This is a genomic window from Massilia sp. 9096, from assembly GCF_000745265.1.
In the GTDB taxonomy this organism is placed as follows: Bacteria; Pseudomonadota; Gammaproteobacteria; order Burkholderiales; family Burkholderiaceae_D; genus Telluria.
This window is the reverse complement of sequence record NZ_JQNN01000001.1, coordinates 2,762,369-2,780,007: the sequence shown is the minus strand read 5'-3', so window position 1 is coordinate 2,780,007 and position 17,639 is coordinate 2,762,369. Positions and strand designations below refer to the sequence as shown.

Annotated in this window: 12 protein-coding genes; 5 read left to right on the top strand and 7 right to left on the bottom strand. The window is 61.8% G+C overall.

Features of this window, described 5'->3' with window-relative positions; genetic code table 11:
- Positions 1 to 118: 118 nt before the first annotated feature.
- From FA90_RS11850 to FA90_RS11840, 3 genes are all read left to right on the top strand, one after another.
- A complete protein-coding gene (locus FA90_RS11850) occupies positions 119 to 592 on the top strand; it encodes a DUF2231 domain-containing protein (RefSeq protein WP_051971730.1) in 474 nt (157 codons plus the stop codon).
- Positions 592 to 1,974 carry a sorbosone dehydrogenase family protein gene (locus FA90_RS11845; RefSeq protein WP_051971729.1) on the top strand — a complete coding sequence of 461 codons (1,383 nt, stop codon included), beginning with the start codon at positions 592 to 594 and terminating at the stop codon, positions 1,972 to 1,974. The genes FA90_RS11850 and FA90_RS11845 overlap by 1 nt, the downstream gene beginning before the upstream one ends.
- Before the next feature lie 81 nt (positions 1,975 to 2,055).
- Positions 2,056 to 3,756 (top strand): FAD-dependent oxidoreductase, encoded by a 1,701-nt coding sequence (locus FA90_RS11840; protein ID WP_036168935.1) that lies wholly within the window; start codon positions 2,056 to 2,058, stop codon positions 3,754 to 3,756.
- Between the two features lie 12 nt (positions 3,757 to 3,768).
- On the opposite strand, the gene FA90_RS25660 is transcribed toward FA90_RS11840, so the two are convergent.
- From FA90_RS25660 to FA90_RS11830, 6 genes are all read right to left on the bottom strand, one after another.
- Positions 3,769 to 4,035, bottom strand: coding sequence for a PAAR domain-containing protein (locus FA90_RS25660; RefSeq protein ID WP_081933804.1), 267 nt, complete (start codon positions 4,033 to 4,035; stop codon positions 3,769 to 3,771).
- Between the two features lie 2 nt (positions 4,036 to 4,037).
- The gene (locus tag FA90_RS26425) at positions 4,038 to 5,423 is read right to left on the bottom strand and encodes a T6SS immunity protein Tli4 family protein (RefSeq protein ID WP_156116680.1); all 1,386 of its coding nucleotides are present in this window, start codon (positions 5,421 to 5,423) and stop codon (positions 4,038 to 4,040) included.
- Positions 5,424 to 5,532: 109 nt separating this feature from the next.
- Positions 5,533 to 6,591 carry a hypothetical protein gene (locus FA90_RS27270; protein ID WP_239700696.1) on the bottom strand — a complete coding sequence of 353 codons (1,059 nt, stop codon included), beginning with the start codon at positions 6,589 to 6,591 and terminating at the stop codon, positions 5,533 to 5,535.
- Positions 6,510 to 7,283 carry a hypothetical protein gene (locus FA90_RS27265; protein ID WP_239700694.1) on the bottom strand — a complete coding sequence of 258 codons (774 nt, stop codon included), beginning with the start codon at positions 7,281 to 7,283 and terminating at the stop codon, positions 6,510 to 6,512. The genes FA90_RS27270 and FA90_RS27265 overlap by 82 nt, the downstream gene beginning before the upstream one ends.
- Before the next feature lie 16 nt (positions 7,284 to 7,299).
- Entirely contained in the window at positions 7,300 to 10,050 is a 2,751-nt protein-coding gene (locus FA90_RS11835) for a type VI secretion system Vgr family protein (protein WP_156116679.1), read from the bottom strand.
- Positions 10,051 to 10,243: 193 nt separating this feature from the next.
- Positions 10,244 to 11,503: a DUF2863 family protein gene (locus tag FA90_RS11830; protein WP_036168933.1), complete on the bottom strand. Its 1,260-nt coding sequence runs from the start codon at positions 11,501 to 11,503 to the stop codon at positions 10,244 to 10,246.
- 224 nt (positions 11,504 to 11,727) lie between these two features.
- Between FA90_RS11830 and FA90_RS11825 the strand changes: the two genes are divergently transcribed.
- Positions 11,728 to 14,082, top strand: a complete 2,355-nt coding sequence (locus FA90_RS11825; RefSeq protein WP_081933802.1) for a TonB-dependent siderophore receptor — start codon at positions 11,728 to 11,730, stop codon at positions 14,080 to 14,082.
- Between the two features lie 13 nt (positions 14,083 to 14,095).
- Entirely contained in the window at positions 14,096 to 14,794 is a 699-nt protein-coding gene (locus FA90_RS11820) for a Fe2+-dependent dioxygenase (protein ID WP_036168930.1), read from the top strand.
- Positions 14,795 to 14,912: 118 nt separating this feature from the next.
- On the opposite strand, the gene acnA is transcribed toward FA90_RS11820, so the two are convergent.
- The gene (gene acnA / locus FA90_RS11815) at positions 14,913 to 17,621 is read right to left on the bottom strand and encodes an aconitate hydratase AcnA (protein ID WP_036168928.1); all 2,709 of its coding nucleotides are present in this window, start codon (positions 17,619 to 17,621) and stop codon (positions 14,913 to 14,915) included.
- Positions 17,622 to 17,639 lie beyond the last annotated feature (18 nt).

The window sequence follows — 17,639 nt, the reverse complement described above, 5'->3', positions numbered from 1 at the left end:
GCAGGCCGCTATGCGAACTGCAGCACAGAACGGTTTGATCCGCAGGGATACGGTAGAGCGCATTACCTCTCTGAGAACGGACATACCATGTGCAATCAACGTCAGTGCGGGGTTGGCCATGCATAACCCCACCACCATCGCCAGCGCCGGCCCGCGCCTGGGCCTGGCAAGCCAGCCGGTCTATGCCGCGCTAGTGCAATTTCCTGTCGTTTGCTTCATCGGCGCCTTGTTGACCGATATCGCTTACTACCGCAGCGGCAACTATATGTGGAACGACTTTTCCGCATGGCTGGTGTCGGTCGGCTGCATCATGGCCGGCTTGGCCGGCATCGCCGGCCTGATCACCTGGCTGCACCACCGTCACGTGCGCGCGCTGCCGCTGGCAGGCCTGCACGTCGCCGTGCTGCTGGCCGCGCTCGTCGTGGCAATCTTCAACGCTTTCGTGCATAGCCGCGACGCCTACGCCGTGATGCCGACTGGCCTGATCCTGTCGGGCATCGTCGTCGCATTGATGCTGCTGGCAACCTGGCTCGGCTGGCCGCGCACCCACCTGCGCGCGACCTACAACCCCAACGACAACGGAGCCGCGTGATGCATATCCAACCTAAGAAAAGCGCCGTGCTGATCGCGGGCGCGATCGCCGCGCTGCTGCTGAGCGCCTGCGACCACGGCGACCCCGCGCGCCAGGCCGCGCAATACGGCAACGCACCGCAACTGCCGGGCCCCAGGAATTATCTGCTGCCGCCGATGAAGGTCCCGTCGGCGGGCGCCTGGAAGCAGGGCGAGGCGCCGCAGGTGATGGCGCCGCTCAAGATCAGCGCGCTGGCCACCGGCCTGCAGCACCCGCGCTTCGTGTATGCGCTGCCCAACGGCGACGTCCTGATCGTCGAATCGAATGGCCCGTCCGCGCCGGTGTTGCGTCCCAAGGACATCATCATGGGCATCATCCAGGGCTTCGGCGGCAGCACGGCCAAGGGCGGCAACCGCATCACGCTGGTGCGCCCTGGCGCCAACGGCGCGCCGGCCCAGCAGACGGTATTCCTCGACCACCTGAATTCACCGTTCGGCGTGGCGCTGGTCGGCAACGACCTGTACGTCGCCAACACCGATGCGCTGATGCGCTTCCCGTACCATGACGGCGACACGAAAATCACCGACCCCGGCACGAAGGTCGCCGACCTGCCGGGCGGTCCGATCGACCACCACTGGACCAAGAGCCTGCTGGCCAATGCCGACGGCAGCAAGCTGTACGTGGGCGTCGGCTCGAACAGCAACATCACCGAAAACGGCATCGGCGCCGAAATGAACCGCGCCGACATCCTCGAGTTCGACCGTGCCAGCGGCGCGATGCGCATCTTTGCCAGCGGCTTGCGCAATCCGAACTCGATGCAGTGGGAGCCGACCAGCAAGGCGATGTGGACTGTCGTCAACGAGCGCGACGAGATCGGCCCGGACCTGGTGCCCGACTACCTGACTTCGGTGCGCGAAGGCGCCTTCTACGGCTGGCCCTACAGCTATTACGGCCACCACGTCGACGTGCGCGTCAAGCCGCAGCGTCCGGACATGGTCGCCAAGGCGATCCCGCCCGACTATGCGCTCGGCTCGCACGTCGCACCGCTGGGCCTGGTGTTCAATAACGCTGGCAATGGCGCCATGCCGGCCAGCCTGGGCGAAGGCGCGTTCGTGGGCGAGCACGGCAGCTGGGACCGCAATCCCCCGAGCGGCTACAAGGTCGTGTTCGTGCCGTTCCGCAACGGCATGCCGGCCGGTAAGCCGATCGACGTGGTAACCGGCTTCCTGGCCGACGGCAAGGCCAAGGGCCGTCCGGTCGGCCTGGCGCTGGACCGCAGCGGCGCGTTGCTGATTGCCGACGACGTCGGCGACACGGTATGGCGCGTCAGCGCAGCCGGGGCTGCTGCACAGCCGGGGCCGCAGCAGGTTGCCCAGGCAGCCACGCAAACGGCCCGCCAATAGGCAGGTTGCGGCGCCTCGAATTCGGGTTACGATGAGGTCTGAAAGATAACGACCTTGATCAACACGAATGCGAGGCGCCCGATGTCCGATCACGTTCCCGATTTCATCCCCGATAGCCTGACGGGCGACCCGGCGCCGCGTCCCGCGGTCGACCTGGCCACCCGCGGCCACCAGATCTACCCCGTCCTGAGTGCCGACGAGATCCGCCGCCTGGGCCGCTTCGCGGTCGAGCGCAGCTGGCCGGATGGCGCCACTGTGTTTCGCGCCTGCCTCGATTCGCCCGGCATGGTCGTGGTGCTGCGCGGGCGCCTGCTGTGCAGCCGCACCGATGCGCTCGGCAAGCGCGTCGAGGTGGTCGACTACGGCCCCGGCCAGTTCAGCGGCGAGGTTGCCCAGCTGTCGGGGCGGCCGCCGCTGGTCGACGGCGTCGCGGTCGGGCAGCTCGACGCGCTGGTGCTGGCCGCCGAACCGCTGCGTGCTTTGCTGATGGCCGAAGCCGAACTCGGCGAACGCCTGATGCGCGCCTTCATCCTGCGCCGCGTGCAATTGATCGACCGCGATCCCGGCGGCCCGATCCTGGTCGGCCCGGCCGCGCACGCAGGCCTGTTCGAGCTCGAGAATTTTTTATCCCGTAACGCCTATCCCTACACCCGGCGCGATCCGGCGCGCGATCCCGAGGCTGCCGAGCTGGTCAAGCAGCACTGGCGCAGCGATGCCGACTGGCCGCTGGTCGCCTTGCCGGACGGTTTCGTACTGCGCAATCCCAGCCTGGGCGAACTCGGCCGTTGCCTGGGCCTGTTCCCCAAGCTCGATCGCGACAAGGTGGTCGACGTGATGGTGGTCGGCGCCGGCCCGGCCGGCCTGGCGACTGCCGTGTACGCGGCCTCGGAGGGCCTGGCGGTGATGGTGCTCGACCAGCGCGCCTACGGCGGCCAGGCCGGCGCCAGCGCGAGGATCGAAAACTTTCTCGGCTTCCCGACCGGTATCTCGGGCCGCGCGCTGGCCGGGCGCTCGTACGTGCAGGCGCTGAAGTTCGGCGCCGAGGTCGCGATCCCGGCCCCGGCCACGCGCCTGCTGTGCCATGAGCGGCCGCTCAAGGTCGAGCTCGACGATGGCAGCTGCCTGCGCGCACGCACGGTGGTGCTGGCGACCGGCGCGCGCTACCGCAAGCCGGACCTGCCGGACCTGGCGCGCTACGAAGGGCGCGGCGTGTATTACTGGGCCTCGCCGGTGGAAGCCAAGCTGTGCCGCAACGAGCCGGTGGTGCTGGTCGGCGGCGGCAACTCGGCCGGCCAGGCGGCGGTGTTCCTGGCGGGCTATGCCTCCGAAGTGCACCTGATGGTGCGTGGACCGGGCCTGGCGGCGACGATGTCGAGCTACCTGATCGAGCGCATCGCCGCCACCGCCAACATCAAGCTGCACACCCACCTGGAGCTGGCCGGGTTGGAAGGCGACGAGGGCGGCTTGACGCGCGTGCGCTGCCGCGGCCGGCTCGACGGCACGCCGGTCGATTTCGACGCGCGCCGCCTGTTCCTGTTCATCGGCGCCGACCCGAACAGCGACTGGCTGCGCGAATGCGGCGTCGCAACGGACGCCAAAGGTTTCGTGCTCACGGGCGCGGATGCGCGCCGCGACCGTGGGCCATTCGGGCTGGAGACCAGCGTGGACGGGGTGTTCGCGGTGGGTGACTTGCGCGCGGGATCGACCAAGCGCGTCGCGGCCGCCGCGGGGGAGGGGGCGGCGGCGGTGGCGCAGATTCATGCGTATTTGGCCCAGCAGTAGGTTTGTTTTGATCTATTGTTTGCTGAAGTTGCCTATCGTTGTGCCCAAGGTGGCGCCGCATGTGGTCTTGTGGCCGTCATATGCGACCGCGACGCCGTTGATGACGTGATGCGGATCGCCTTCGGCGATCGTGCAGTTGTCGTGTCCTTTGATCGGGCAACTGCACTTGTCGCCGACGCATGCGACCGCGATACCGGCTACTGTGAAATGGGTTGCGCTCACGCTTTCGACTTTGCCGCCGTGGGAAGTTGGGTCACCCACACGAATCACATTGGGCATCTTTAGCCTTTATGTTGAGGTGGCGTCTTCTCATTCCCGCTGGCGTCGATCGTACCGTTCGATGCGTCTTTCGACATGTCGCTTGATGAGGGCGCTTGCGCGATCGCCGGGTTCGGTATCGGCATATCGTTGTGGGTCGCGGCGTCATCGTAGCTGACCAGCTTCCATACCGTTCCGCTACGGTAGGTGGGGCGTTCTCTCCTGAGCTTTTGCCAGATCGATGGCTCGCCGAGCGAGACCACATGCGGCATGCGTTCGCCGGCCTTGATGTGTTGGCGCCGCTCGCCTTTCATGCTTTCTGATTCGCTAGGCTCCCACCAGCCGGTTTGCGGGCAGGTGCGTCCGGTGGCAGCGAGCTCGCCGAGCGGTAGTCGTGGTGCTGTATCGGTGCCTGCAGTCTTGGTTGGTGTAGCGCTCGTTGGACGTACGCGAATGGTGCTGGTGATCTTGTCCCAAACCGCGATCGCTTCGTCGTCAGTCAGGCTGGCTTGGGTGGCGCCGGCAGCGTTGTCGGCGACGCCGGTTTGGAATTGGATGTCGGCGTAGGGTTTATAGGGATCATGCGGCACGCCTACGAATTTCAGTTGGAAGTCGTGATGCGAGAACGAACCGTCCTCATCGGGTGAACGCATCAATACCTCATAGCCTGTTTTCCAGTCATATATCTGGCGTGGACTTTCACGGAAAAATTTAGTGTTTGCGAGCGCCTTTTTGAATTCGGAAGTGGCAGGGTATTCTTTCATGCGTTTCCACTGTGCTTCAAGCGAGTCACTCTCCAGGTCATCGGAATTCGAAGGGGCGACGTAAATCGATAAATGAGCGTCTGGAAATTCCTTTAAGCGAAATCCAATTCTGATGTGCTCAAAATCGTTATTGTTTTGATTCAAGTCATCTGCTAGAAATGCCTTATTGATGCAGTTGCCTGGATTGATTGGTATGTTTTCCTTGGCGCGTTGGCGTAATCGCTGCGCCATACTGTTAATAAGCGATATGCTAACATCCTTTTTATCCTTCAACGGTCGCGCATTTATAATTATGCCATCATCGCTCGAGGTAAAGTAACCGTTTATTTTTAGCGAATTAATTGATACCGAATTCTCATATCCGGTAATTATTTTTCCTTTAGGTTGTTTCACTTCATCCACGGATATGAGCAGAGAGACGTTATTGTGGTATATGGCTTTAGAGTTGTTGAGTTCATCAATGAATTTTTGTGCGAGAAGCTCTACATGGGCCGCATCATTCTGGTAGATCTCTATTCCAAGAGGGATAGCAACGTCGCCCCAAACAACTGTCGCTGATTCCGGTAAATCTATTAAGAATCTTCCAAAGCAGACAGTCTTGTTCTTCTCGAGCATGTTTTGAACATTAGGAGAGATGGAGGTCATAGTCGGATTCTTTGATTTTTGTTGATGGTGATTACATCCGGATAGCATCAAAATTCCAGAGAATAAAGAAAAGATATACGATCGTATCGCAATCATAGAAGTGATCTCCTCAACAGCCCCATTTTGCGGTCTGAGCGATACGCACAATACTATATAAAGTGGATGCGACTGCTCGGGGATCTTTGTAACTTGACTGATGTTCGTAACAAAGCTGGCGGAATATGCCCCTGAATTTTTTACTTCTCAGTTGGTGTTCAGCAGACTTGGTCGGAACAGTCTGGTCGCCTGATGCTGTGGGTGGGAGAATCGTGGCATAGATGGAGTTGGGAACAGCAGCTCCAACACGTGGCGGAAAAGCCTTATCAGGATGCTTCCAATCCCAGCGAACAAGCTCTAACTTACCTTGCTTTGTGTCGCTTACAATAGGCCAGTTCTTCCAATCACTGATGTCTGCGCAATTCCTGCTAATTTGCCATATTACTTCGCCAAAGCTCAACCGCTCTGGATCTTCACCATAATGCGCGTAGCTGTTGGGATGATAAGTGCCTGTGATTTTCTGATGAAAAGCCTTAGCTTGGTCAATATATTCGCACGTCCGATCGAATGTTCCGCCCCCATGACTCGGGTCGTATTTGGATGGATTAATCCATTCCGTCCGGATAAGTGAATACCATTTTCCCTTTACTTTGTAGATCTCTTCGTATGGGTCTTCTTGTTTTGGCCATCTTTCGAGCTCGTGCCCATTTTGCACGACTCGTAGCCATCCATTGCCGTAGGCTTGGCTGGGTAGTAGTTCCAGTCCGCCTGGAGAATTTGCCAGTACCGCTGTAACTTCATCCCCGTAATTGCCGGCTACCTTGGCACTCAGGCTTTCTGTTGGTCCGTGCATTATGCCTGAGTCTTCAAAGCCCGCTCTTATCCTTTTATAGGCTGCAGGAGCGCCTATCGCAGGCATTACGCCGTGTACGATTCCTAGAACTTTGTCCTGCAAGTTTCCATATTCCGGATGGATTAAAGCTCTGCCAACTAATCCTCCCATGGAATGAGTGACAATTATCACTTTATCGCATTCGTAGTTAAGTTTTTTTAAATCGTCAACGATTTTGTTGACCCGAGAGGCGAGAATCTGAGCGCTGACCCCATTGCATTGTAACCAGTTGTAGCCCAAGCATATACGGCAAACCAGCAGTTATTTACAACCGCTTTGAGCTCATCTTCTGTCAAGGGCTGCTGAGGTAGGCTTGGGTCGGCACACCAGAAATGAGGATCAACGTTGACAACATCACGCCATTCTTGCCTTAGTTGGCCTTCAAAAAAAGGTTTATTTAAGCGCGATTCTAGATGCTGTAACAGCTCCCCGTAGCTTCCGAAAAATACCTCGCCCCAGCCTCTTGCTCGAGCCTTTTGCACCGCAGTACGCCCATTTTTTGCGCCAGTTGGGTCATCTATCAGGAGGGGTGATCGAAGATATTTATTTAGCTTTACATTTGCATTCCTTTCGTCGCCGCTGATCTTGGTTGGGGCGGAAGCATCATAAATGTCCACTGTAGTTTGTAATGGGTCTAGGCGTAATTGTCGTTCGCGAGGCGAACTATCCGCATTCTTAGCTACGGTTGATGCGCCAAGACTATCTGGTCGCCAAGCGATATTGTCCTTCTGCTTCAATTCCTTCTGCCGCTGCTCACTCATCCGCAAATTCGATCCCATAATCCCGGGTAGAAAGATGATCGGTAACACTCGTGTAGGCAAAAAACGCGCGCACTGCGGCTTCTTGTCCTCCTTCGGTGTCGCAAAGCCTTCAGCCTTGCGCGCAGCCCCTTTGTTTTGTTTCGCGGGTAACGGATGTTCTGCGGTCGGCATTGTTCTCCTCCTGTAATCAATCGTCGAGCGCTTCGATCGTGTAGTGGCCAAAAGGAATCGTGCTGGTAAAACGCTCAGTCATGCCATTTGCATCGGTACGTCCCTCCAACGTTCGCCCATCCTCGGTAACGATGCGATAACGCTGGTTTTTCATCGGTTCGTCGGTGCCGATCCAGCGCAGCACGGTTTGCTGGTCATGCGCCTGATCGCTGCCGGGTAGCGTTACGCCCGCCGGACTGCCGTCGCCTGGTCCGACATGTGCGAATTTCGAGGACTTGATCGTGTGATCGCCACTGCTTTGCTGCGTGATGACGCCACCGCCGAGATCGATTTGCGCGCCTCTGGCTACAAATCGTACCTTTGGGGCTTGCAGCACGATTTCGTCGTTGGCAGTCAGGACGATGCGCTTGGCGGACGTAAGTTCGATGTCATCGCCATGCGTTTGCAGCTCGAGTTTGCCGCTGGCCGTGATGAGCTTGATGCCAAGCCGATGGGCAAACAGGCTGATACTGTCCGATACACGAGCGAGCAGTTTTTTACCGACCGACAGCTGCGTATTCCCAATGCTGACGAGGTCAACGTGTGTCTGCGCGCCGATCGCGATGTTGTCCTGACTCGTCATCGCCACACCTGCTGGCGCTGTGACCGCTACGACAGCTCCGCCGCCTGGACCCGAGCCGTCACTGTCGGTATTGCTGCCGGCTTCCCAGCCTTTGAGGTACTCGACCAGTTGCTTGAGCTCCTTGTCGTCGGTATCGTCCGCATGATGTGTCGCCGCGAGCGCGGCCAGCTGCTTTTGTACACCTTGCATGGCCTCGACCAAGCCGATCAGTTCGGCACGGTCCAATTGTTTACCGCCGGCTTTTGGGCTTGCTGCAGCACTGATGAGCACGCCTTGTGCACCCCTGAGTGCGACGGCATTGTCGCTGCGCAGTTCAGCCCCTTCGCCTCGGGCCTTGCCTTTTCCATTGTTGCGCGGGTGAGTGAGCCATCCCAGATTCAGCTCGCTTTGACCGTGTTGCGACGAAAGCTGTGCGTTGATCTGCGCAGGCGTGTCGTCCAGCCTCAGCTGGTTGTAGCGCAGGCCTTGCACTTCCTTGCTCTTGATACCGGCCAGGTATCGGTTTCCAGGAAGTGTGCCGGTATGGCTGAATGAAGGAGGCGGCGCTATGCCGCCGTAGACTTGTCCAACGATGATCGGCTTGTCCGGATCGCCGCCCAGGAAATCGATAATGACTTCATCGCCCACGCGCGGTAGCGTGATCATTCCCCATTGATTGCTGGCCCAGGTACTGGACACACGTATCCAGGCCGAGTCGCGGTCGCTATCGCTGGCGCCGGCGCCTTGTGCATGATCGTGGTCCTCCGGTCTGGTGCCGGGGAAGCGCACCTTGACCCGGCCATATTCGTCACAATGCACTTCTTCGCCAGCCGGGCCTACCACAATTGCGCTTTGCAGCTGTGGGCGCGGCAAGTCGATGCGCGGATCGAAAGCCGGAACGATTGGAATACCACGGCGTATGCAAGTAAAGCGATTGGTATAGCGCATATGTCGCTCTTCGCTGGCTTGCCGTAGCGCGTGGCCGGACGGCCCGTCATGCCAGTGATTGAGAGAAAATAGTCGTTCCACCCGGCTCTCGACCGCCTTGGGAAGGTTATTTTCCGCATCAACTTCCAGCGACGTAAGGATGAATTCACGTTCGTTGTCAGAATGCGTATCGATTTCCGGATGCCCGCTCAAGGTGATCCATTCTCCGACGCACAAGCTGCGTACACTGCCTTCGCCATGAAAACACTTGGATTCGTATTCGTGACGCTGCATGCGCAAGTCGCCGAGCCGGCGGTAGTCGGCGCCATCATCGCCTGCATGTGGTACGTCGATCAGGTAGTCGTCGAGACTGGCGGCGAACCGATTACCGTACGGGCCTTGATCAGCGCGCGAAGGTGTAACGTTGGTCGTGAGACGCCCTTGAAGGTAATCCCAGCTCTGGCGCGTTGCGTTGCCGGGTTTGAGCACGCGTACCGGACTCCACACAAATACAGTGTCGCGTTGCTCGGTTCCGTCATCCCGGTGATAGCGCACGACGCCAGCAGCGTTTTGCGACAGCTTGAACGCATCATCGAACAGCACCAGGGCATGCGCCGGCGTATCCTGGCTGTGCAAATTGCTGGCTTGTCCAGAACGTATAAACCATGCGATACCGCGCCGTTTCCATAATCGACGCAAGAAATCCGCATCGGACTCGTTCTGCTGCATCGTGAATTCGCGGGTGGGGTAGGTTCCGCAAACGCTGGACCAATCCACGTCAAAGGCTTTAGCCAGCACCGGGTTGTTCTGGCGCCATTCGTCCAGGATGACTTGCGTGATGTCCAGCTCGTTGCGATTGCGGAAAATCCGAGTGTTCGTACGATGCGCCATCAAGGCCAATGCATCGCGTATCACCAGCTCATACGTGGCAAGGCCGCCATCGCTTTGACCGGCCGATGCTTGCGCCACGATGCCACACACGGCACGGATGTCGCCGCGATCGGTCACGAACTGGAGCTCCGCCGGTAATGCAATGAATTCTTTCAACGCTAGATCGGCACGAGCGGACAGGCACAAGAGCCTGTATTCGAGTCCGCCGCACATCGTCTCTCGTCCGGTCAGGCGCTTGACCATCAGCACATCGTCGAGTACCCGCAGTCCTTGTGACAGCCGTAAGCGGATGGGACGATTCGCTTCGGATATGCCGGTAAATAAATCCAGTACGTCCTTGAGATTCATTCAACGATCCTCGCTAAGCACATTTCGCTAGCTGCTCTGTTCAGCAAAGATCAATGGTAAGGACCTCCTCCCGCTCGACATTGATATCGATAAATATCCGACGCTAAATAAAAAACGGATTCACGCGACACGTGAATCCGTTAGTTTCCTGCACAAACCAGCCCGTCAAGGAGCCGGCATTCCTGATCCGAATTTAGTGAAAATGCTCATTCCCCGCCGGCGTATCCTCGGGCATTTCCGCATGCACCAGCTCGCCGCTCGGGTCGGCGAACAGGGGCGCGCCGCAGTCGTCGCAGTACTCGGCGACGTAACGTTCGCCGATGCGCTTGACGTGGGCGATGCCGACCTCGTTCAGGTGCTTGACGATCTCGTCGATCGGCGCCGTCGGACGCTCGCCGCCGCCGGCCGGGCCTTCCATCGGCGTGCCTTCCTCGTCTTCCTGGCCGTACAGCGGCCAGACGATGCCGTAGACCACGTCGGGCTGCTGGCGCAGCGTGAAACCGACGCGGTATTCGTCGACCTGGTTGTCGTTGACTTCGTCGCCGAAGCCGGCGATCACGGCGCGCAGGTCGTTCGGCTCGACGCCAAGCGTGTGGGTCAGGTAATGCACGGCGGCGCGGATGGAGACTGGGCGGATCTCCTTGTCGGCTTCGCGGCAGGCGACGTAATACGCTTCCGGCAGCAGCAGCTCGACGCCGCAGCCCGGCAGCAGGCGCCCGATGTTCGGCCCGGCCTGGGCACGCCATTGCTCGAGCGCGGCGTCGCGTTCGGTTTCGAAGTGGACGTGGTGCTGCGGCTCCTGCCAGCGGAACAGCGGGGCGCCCTGGGGCGCGACCACGGCCACCAGCAGGTAGCGGGTGTCGGCCAGGAACTGCGAGGTGTCCGGGCCGGGTTCGGCCGGCTTCACGCCGTTCTTGCCGTTCTTGTGCGCGGCCTGGGCCAGCTTGTGGGTCAGCGCATAGGTGTCGGCGTGGGTGCGTGGCAGCTGGTCGATCGAATACAGGGTCGGAGCGATCGCCGCCTGCGCGCCTTCGGCCAGCAGGTGGGCCGAGAAGTGCGCGGTCAGCGCGCCCAGGATGTCGTTCGGGATCGTGCCGGAGGCGATGGCGAAACGGGTCCAGGCCAGGATCGGCGCGGCGACCAGCAGGGCTTGCCAGGTGGTCTCGGCGCCGTCGGCGCCTTGTTCGACCATGGTCGACGATTCGCTGACGGCCTCGACGCCGTCCATCAGCACGTCGTACACGGCCAGGTCGCCCTTGAACAGGACGTTGAGGGCGGCGTCGATGCTTTCCTGGTGATTGGTCTTGAGTAACTTCTGCAGTTGCGCGTCGAGGTTGCGCTCCCAGGTCCGTTCTTCGACACGGCTGGCGGCCTGGACGATGGCCTTGCTGAGGCTGATGAGACGCTGGCTTTCTGCCGATAGTCTGGATGAATCTTTGGAGGGGCGACGCATAGCGCTTGGGTGTCTCTTTGGTAGTGATTCGGTCGTTGGAGGGTCATGATAAACCCTTATCCCCGGTATTGTAGTTGATTCGGCCACATGCCTTCATACAAGACGGGCACGATGAGCGACGCGGCTTGTCAAACGGGTCAACAATAATCATAATGCGAATCGTTCTCATTAATGTTACGGTTCGCGAGAGAGAGCAAAGACGAACCGGACCCACGACCACTTCCATGACCACCACGACATCCATCACGACCCCGGCCCAAGGCGCCGGCTTCATCCGCAGCCGCAAGCATGCCCGCGCCTTGCCTGGCTCCGCCCTGGCGATGCTGGCCGGCCTCGGCCTGCCGCTCGCCGCGCACGCCGGCCCCTTTGATGACGCTGCCGACGCCGCGCAAAAGGCCGTGCCCGTGGTGCAAGTCACCGGCGCCCAGCAGGCCCAGCAGACTTCGAACAACGCGAAATTCACCGCGCCGCTGCTCGACACGCCCAAATCCGTCACCGTGGTCCCGGCCGAGATCATTTCCCAGACCGCCGCCACCTCGCTGACCGATGCGCTGCGTACCGTGCCCGGCATCACCATCGGCGCGGGCGAGGGCGGCAATCCGGTCGGCGACAACCTGTTCATCCGCGGCTACAACGCCCAGACCGACACCTACGTCGACGGCATCCGCGATCCGGGTTCGCAATCGCGCGAGATCTTCGACGTCGAGCAGGTCGAAGTGGTCAAGGGACCGAACTCGGCGCTGGGCGGGCGCTCGTCGGCGGGCGGCGGCGTCAACCTGATCAGCAAGACCGCGCAGGCCTACGATTTCAACCGCGCCACGGTCGGTATCGGCAGCGACAAGTACCGCCGCATCACCGGCGACCTCAACCGCAACATCGGCAGCGACAGCGCTTTCCGCCTGAACGTGATGGCGCACGAGAACGACGTGCCGGGCCGCGACGTCGTCGGCGGCAAGCGCTGGGGCGTGGCCCCCACCGTCACCTTCGGCCTGAGTGGCCCGAACCAGGCGATCGTCAGCGTGTACCACCTGACGACGCACGAGATTCCCGACACCGGTATCCCGTTCAACAACCCGCTCACCACCGGCAACCTAGCCAGGAACGGCAACGGCGAGCCGTTCGGCGTCGACCGCTCGACCTTCTATGGCCTGGCGGACCGCGACTTCCGCGACACCAAGAGCGATATCGGCACGGTCGACCTGCGCCACAACTTCCAGGAGGGCGCTTTGGACGGCGCCGAACTGCGCAACGTGACCCGCTACGGCAAGTCGAACAACGACTACGTCTGGACCCAGCCCGACGATTCCAAGGGCAACACGGTCAACTACGGCACCGTCTGGCGCCGCGCCAACACGCGCACCACGCAAACCAACACTTTCGCCAACGTGACCAGCCTCACCGGCAAGTTCGACACCGCCGGCATCCACCACAGCTATAACGCCGGCATCGAATTCGACCGCGAGGCGAGCGATCGCAGCAGCTACATCTTCGCGCCCGGCATCAACAACCCGTTGACCGGCAACACCTCGAGCTGCCCGACCTCGGGCGCCGCCACGCTGTACAACTGCACCCTGCTTGCCGACCCGAATCCCTACGATCCGTGGGTGTACACGCGCAGCGTCTCGAGCGCGCGCACGCACGTGACCACCAAGACCAAGTCCGGCTATGCCTTCGACACGATCGAATTCACGCCGCAGTGGCAGCTGAACCTGGGCGCGCGCTACGACGACTTCACCAGCAAGCTCGACACGGCCGCCGGTCCCACCACCATGGGCACGACGACGGCCGCCACGCGCGCCGAGATCGACAGCACCTTCTGGAGCTACCAGGCCGGCCTGGTGTTCAAGCCGGCCACCAACGGCAGCGTGTATCTCGCCTGGGCGACGTCCGCAACGCCGCCGGGCAACGACGCCGGCGACGGCCTGGATGCGCTCACCAGCGTCATCCAGAACCTGCAGCCGCAGCGCAGCAAGAACATCGAGCTGGGCACCAAGTGGGACGTGATGCCGGGAGGGCGCCTGTCGCTGACCGGCGCGATCTTCAAGAGCGACATGAACAACGCCCGCGTCACCGCGCCTGACGGGACCACGCAGAACGTCGGCCGCAAGGAAGTCAAGGGCGCGGAGTTCGGCTTCTCGGGCAAGATCACGCCGCTGTGGAGCGTGTTCGGCGGCTACACCTACCTGCATGGCATCGTCGCCGACAACGGCTCGGTCAACGTCGGCACGACCGCCAATCCGCGCTACGCCCCATCGCCGTTCAACGGCAACGTGTTCCCGACCACGCCGCGCCACAGCGCCACCTTGTGGACGACCTACGCGTTCACCAAGGCCTTCACCGCGGGCTTCGGCATGAACACGATGTCCAAGGTCTACGCGACCGTCAACAACAACAAGTGGGCGCCGGGCTACACGCGCTTCGACGCCATGGCCAGCTACGCGGTCAACCAGGACATCACGCTGCAGTTGAATTTGCAGAACCTGACCGACAAGCTGTACTTCGACAAGGTCTCGTCGCCGCACTACGTCGGCGTGGCGCCGGGGCGCTCGGCGATGTTGACCGCAAACCTGAAGTTCTGACCGGGAGCCAGCCATGATGCTGCACATCCCCGGCGTGCTGACGCCGGCTCAGGTGAAGGCGATGCGTGCGCAGCTCGAGGCGGCGGCCTGGGTCGACGGCCGCGCCAGCGTCGGCAGCCAGGGCGCGCAGGTCAAGCGCAACCGCCAGCTGCCCGAAGGCTCGCCGCTGGCGCTCGAGCTGGGCCAGGCCGTCAGCGCGGCCCTGATGGCGCATCCGTTGTTTTTCTCGAGCGTGCTGCCGTTGCGCGTGCTGCCGCCGTTCTTCAACCGCTACGCGGCCAGCGTCGACGGTGTCCAGGGCGGCGAACATTACGGGCCGCACGTGGACGGCGCGATCCGCAGCCAGCGCGGCGCGGCGCCGGTGCGCACCGACGTCTCCTGCACCGTGTTCCTGAGCGAACCGCACGAATACGACGGCGGCGAACTGTCGGTGATCGACGCCTACGGCTCGCACGACGTCAAGCTGGCGGCCGGCGACGCCATCGTCTATCCGTCGACCAGCGTGCACGAGGTGCTGCCGGTGACGCGCGGCGAGCGCGTCGCCTCCTTCCTGTGGGTGCAGAGCATGGTGCGCGACGATGCGCGCCGCGCGATGCTGTTCGAACTCGACACCCACATCCAGGCCTTGCGCGCGCGCGTGGGCGACACGCCGGAGCTGGTGGGGCTGACCGGGCATTATCACAACCTGTTGAGGATGTGGGCGGAGACCTGACCGGCTGGAAACCCATCGATAAAAAAAGGCCGGAACCTTTGCGGGTTCCGGCCTTTTTGCTTCTCCACGCCACTCACGCACACCCGCGCATGCGCGGGCGGGCGAGGGCGATGGCGGTTTAAGCAGCCAGCAGCTGGCGCAGCACGAACGGCAGGATGCCGCCATGCTTGTAGTAGTCGACTTCGATCGGGGTGTCGATGCGCAGCAGGACCGAGGTCTTCTTGACGCTGCCGTCGGCGCGCTTGATCACCAGCACCGCTTGCATCTGCGGGCGGATCTCGCCTTCCAGGCCTTCCAGGTCGAAGGTCTCGTTGCCGGTGATGCCCAGGGTGTCGACGCTGTCGTCGGCCAGGAACTGCAGCGGCAGCACGCCCATGCCGACCAGGTTCGAACGGTGGATGCGCTCGAACGAACGGGCGATCACGGCCTTCACGCCCAGCAGCTGGGTGCCCTTGGCGGCCCAGTCGCGCGACGAGCCGGTGCCGTACTCTTCACCGGCGAAGATCATCGTCGGGGTGCCTTCCGCGATGTACTTCATGCCCGCGTCGTAGATCGACAGCTGTTCGCCGCTCGGCTGGTGGATCGTGATGCCGCCTTCGACTGCGGAACCGTCGGCCTTCGGCGGGATCATCTTGTTCTTGATGCGCACGTTGGCGAAGGTGCCGCGCATCATGATCTCGTGGTTGCCGCGGCGCGAGCCGTAGGAGTTGAAGTCGGCCTTGAGCACGCCGTGCTCTTTCAGGTACCTGCCCGCAGGGCCGTCTTCCTTGATCGAACCGGCCGGCGAGATGTGGTCGGTGGTGATCGAGTCGCCGAACACGCCCAGCGCGCGCGCATTGCTGATGCCGGCCGCTGCGGCTTTCGGGGTCATCTCGAAGTCGCCGAAGAACGGCGGCTCGGCGATGTAGGTCGACTCAGGCCAGTTGTAGACCTGGCCTTCGACCGACGACACGGCTTCCCACAGCTGGCCCGGGTTGCCCTTGACGTCGGCGTAGTTCGACTTGAACACTTCCGAATTCATCGCCAGCTTCATCAGGTCCTGGACTTCCTGCGAAGTCGGCCAGATGTCGCCCAGGTAGACGTCGACGCCGTCCTTGCCCTTGCCGACCGGCTCGGTCATCAGGTCGCGCGTGACGTTGCCGGCGATCGCGTAGGCGACCACCAGCGGCGGCGAAGCCAGGAAGTTCGAGCGGATGTTCGGGTGGATACGCGCTTCGAAGTTACGGTTGCCCGACAGGACCGCGGCGGCGATGATGTCGTTCGAAGTGATCGTGTCGTTCAGTTCCGCGGTCAGGTCGCCGGCGTTGCCGATGCAGGTGGTGCAGCCGTAGGCGGTCACGCCGAAGCCCAGTTGCGTCATGTACGGCAGCAGGCCGGCGGCTTCCAGGTAGTTGGTGACCACGCGCGATCCCGGGGCCAGCGACGACTTGATGTGCGGGGCGACGGTCAGGCCCTTCTCGACGGCCTTCTTGGCCAGCAGGCCGGCGGCCAGCATCACGCTCGGGTTCGAGGTGTTGGTGCACGAGGTGATCGCGGCGATCAGCACGTCGCCGTTTTTCACGCGCACGCCGTCGCTGGTCTCGTAGACTTTCGACAGGTCTTCGGCATGCTTGTTGAAGCCGTTGTCCTTGGTCGGCTTGGAGAACAGGTCGGCGAAGGTCGACTTGACGGCGCCCAGTTCGATACGGTCCTGCGGACGCTTCGGGCCGGCCAGCGACGGGGTCACGGTCGACAGGTCGAGCGACACCACGCGGGTGTAGTCGATCTCGCCTTCGCGCGGGATGCCGAACAGCTGCTGGGCCTTGAAGAAGTTCTCGAAAGCGGCCAGCTCTTCGTCGGTGCGGCCGGTGCCGCGGAAGTAGTCGACGGTCTTTTCGTCGACCGGGAAGAAGCCCATGGTCGCGCCGTATTCCGGGGCCATGTTGCCGATGGTGGCGCGGTCGGTGGTCGACAGCGAGGCGGTGCCTTCGCCGAAGAACTCGACGAACTTGCCGACGACCTTCTCTTTACGCAGCATCTCGGTGATGGTCAGCACCAGGTCGGTCGCGGTGCAGCCTTCGCGCAGCGCGCCGGTCAGGTGCACGCCGATCACGTCCGGGGTCAGGAAGTACACCGGCTGGCCCAGCATGCCGGCTTCGGCTTCGATGCCGCCCACGCCCCAGCCGACGACGCCGACGCCGTTGATCATGGTGGTGTGCGAGTCGGTGCCGACCAGGGTGTCCGGGTAGTACATCGAACCGTTCTTCATGACGCCGCGGGCCAGGTATTCCAGGTTCACCTGGTGCACGATGCCGAAGCCCGGGGGCACGACGCCGAAGGTGTCGAAGGCCTGCATGCCCCACTTCATGAACTGGTAGCGCTCGTTATTGCGCTGGAACTCGATCTTCATGTTCAGGTCGAGCGAATCCGGGGTGCGGAAGTGGTCGATGGTGACCGAGTGGTCGACCACCAGGTCGACCGGGACCAGCGGCTCGATCTTCTTCGGGTCGGCGCCGGTCTTGGCGGCGACGTTGCGCATCGCGGCCAGGTCGGCCAGCAGCGGCACGCCGGTGAAGTCCTGCAGCACGACACGGGCGACCACGAACGGGATCTCTTCGGTGCGGGCTGCGGTCGGGCCCCAGTTGGCCAGCTGGCGGACGTGCTCTTCGGTGACCTTCTTGCCGTCGCAGTTGCGCAGCACGGACTCGAGGACGATACGGATCGACACCGGCAGGCGCGACAGGTTCACGCCCAGGGCTTCGCCCAGCGCCGGCAGCGAATAGAACTGGCCGGTCTGGCCCGCGGCGAGCGGGAAGTCCTTGAGGGTGTTAAACGTATTGTGAGACATAAAGACTCCTTCAGTGGG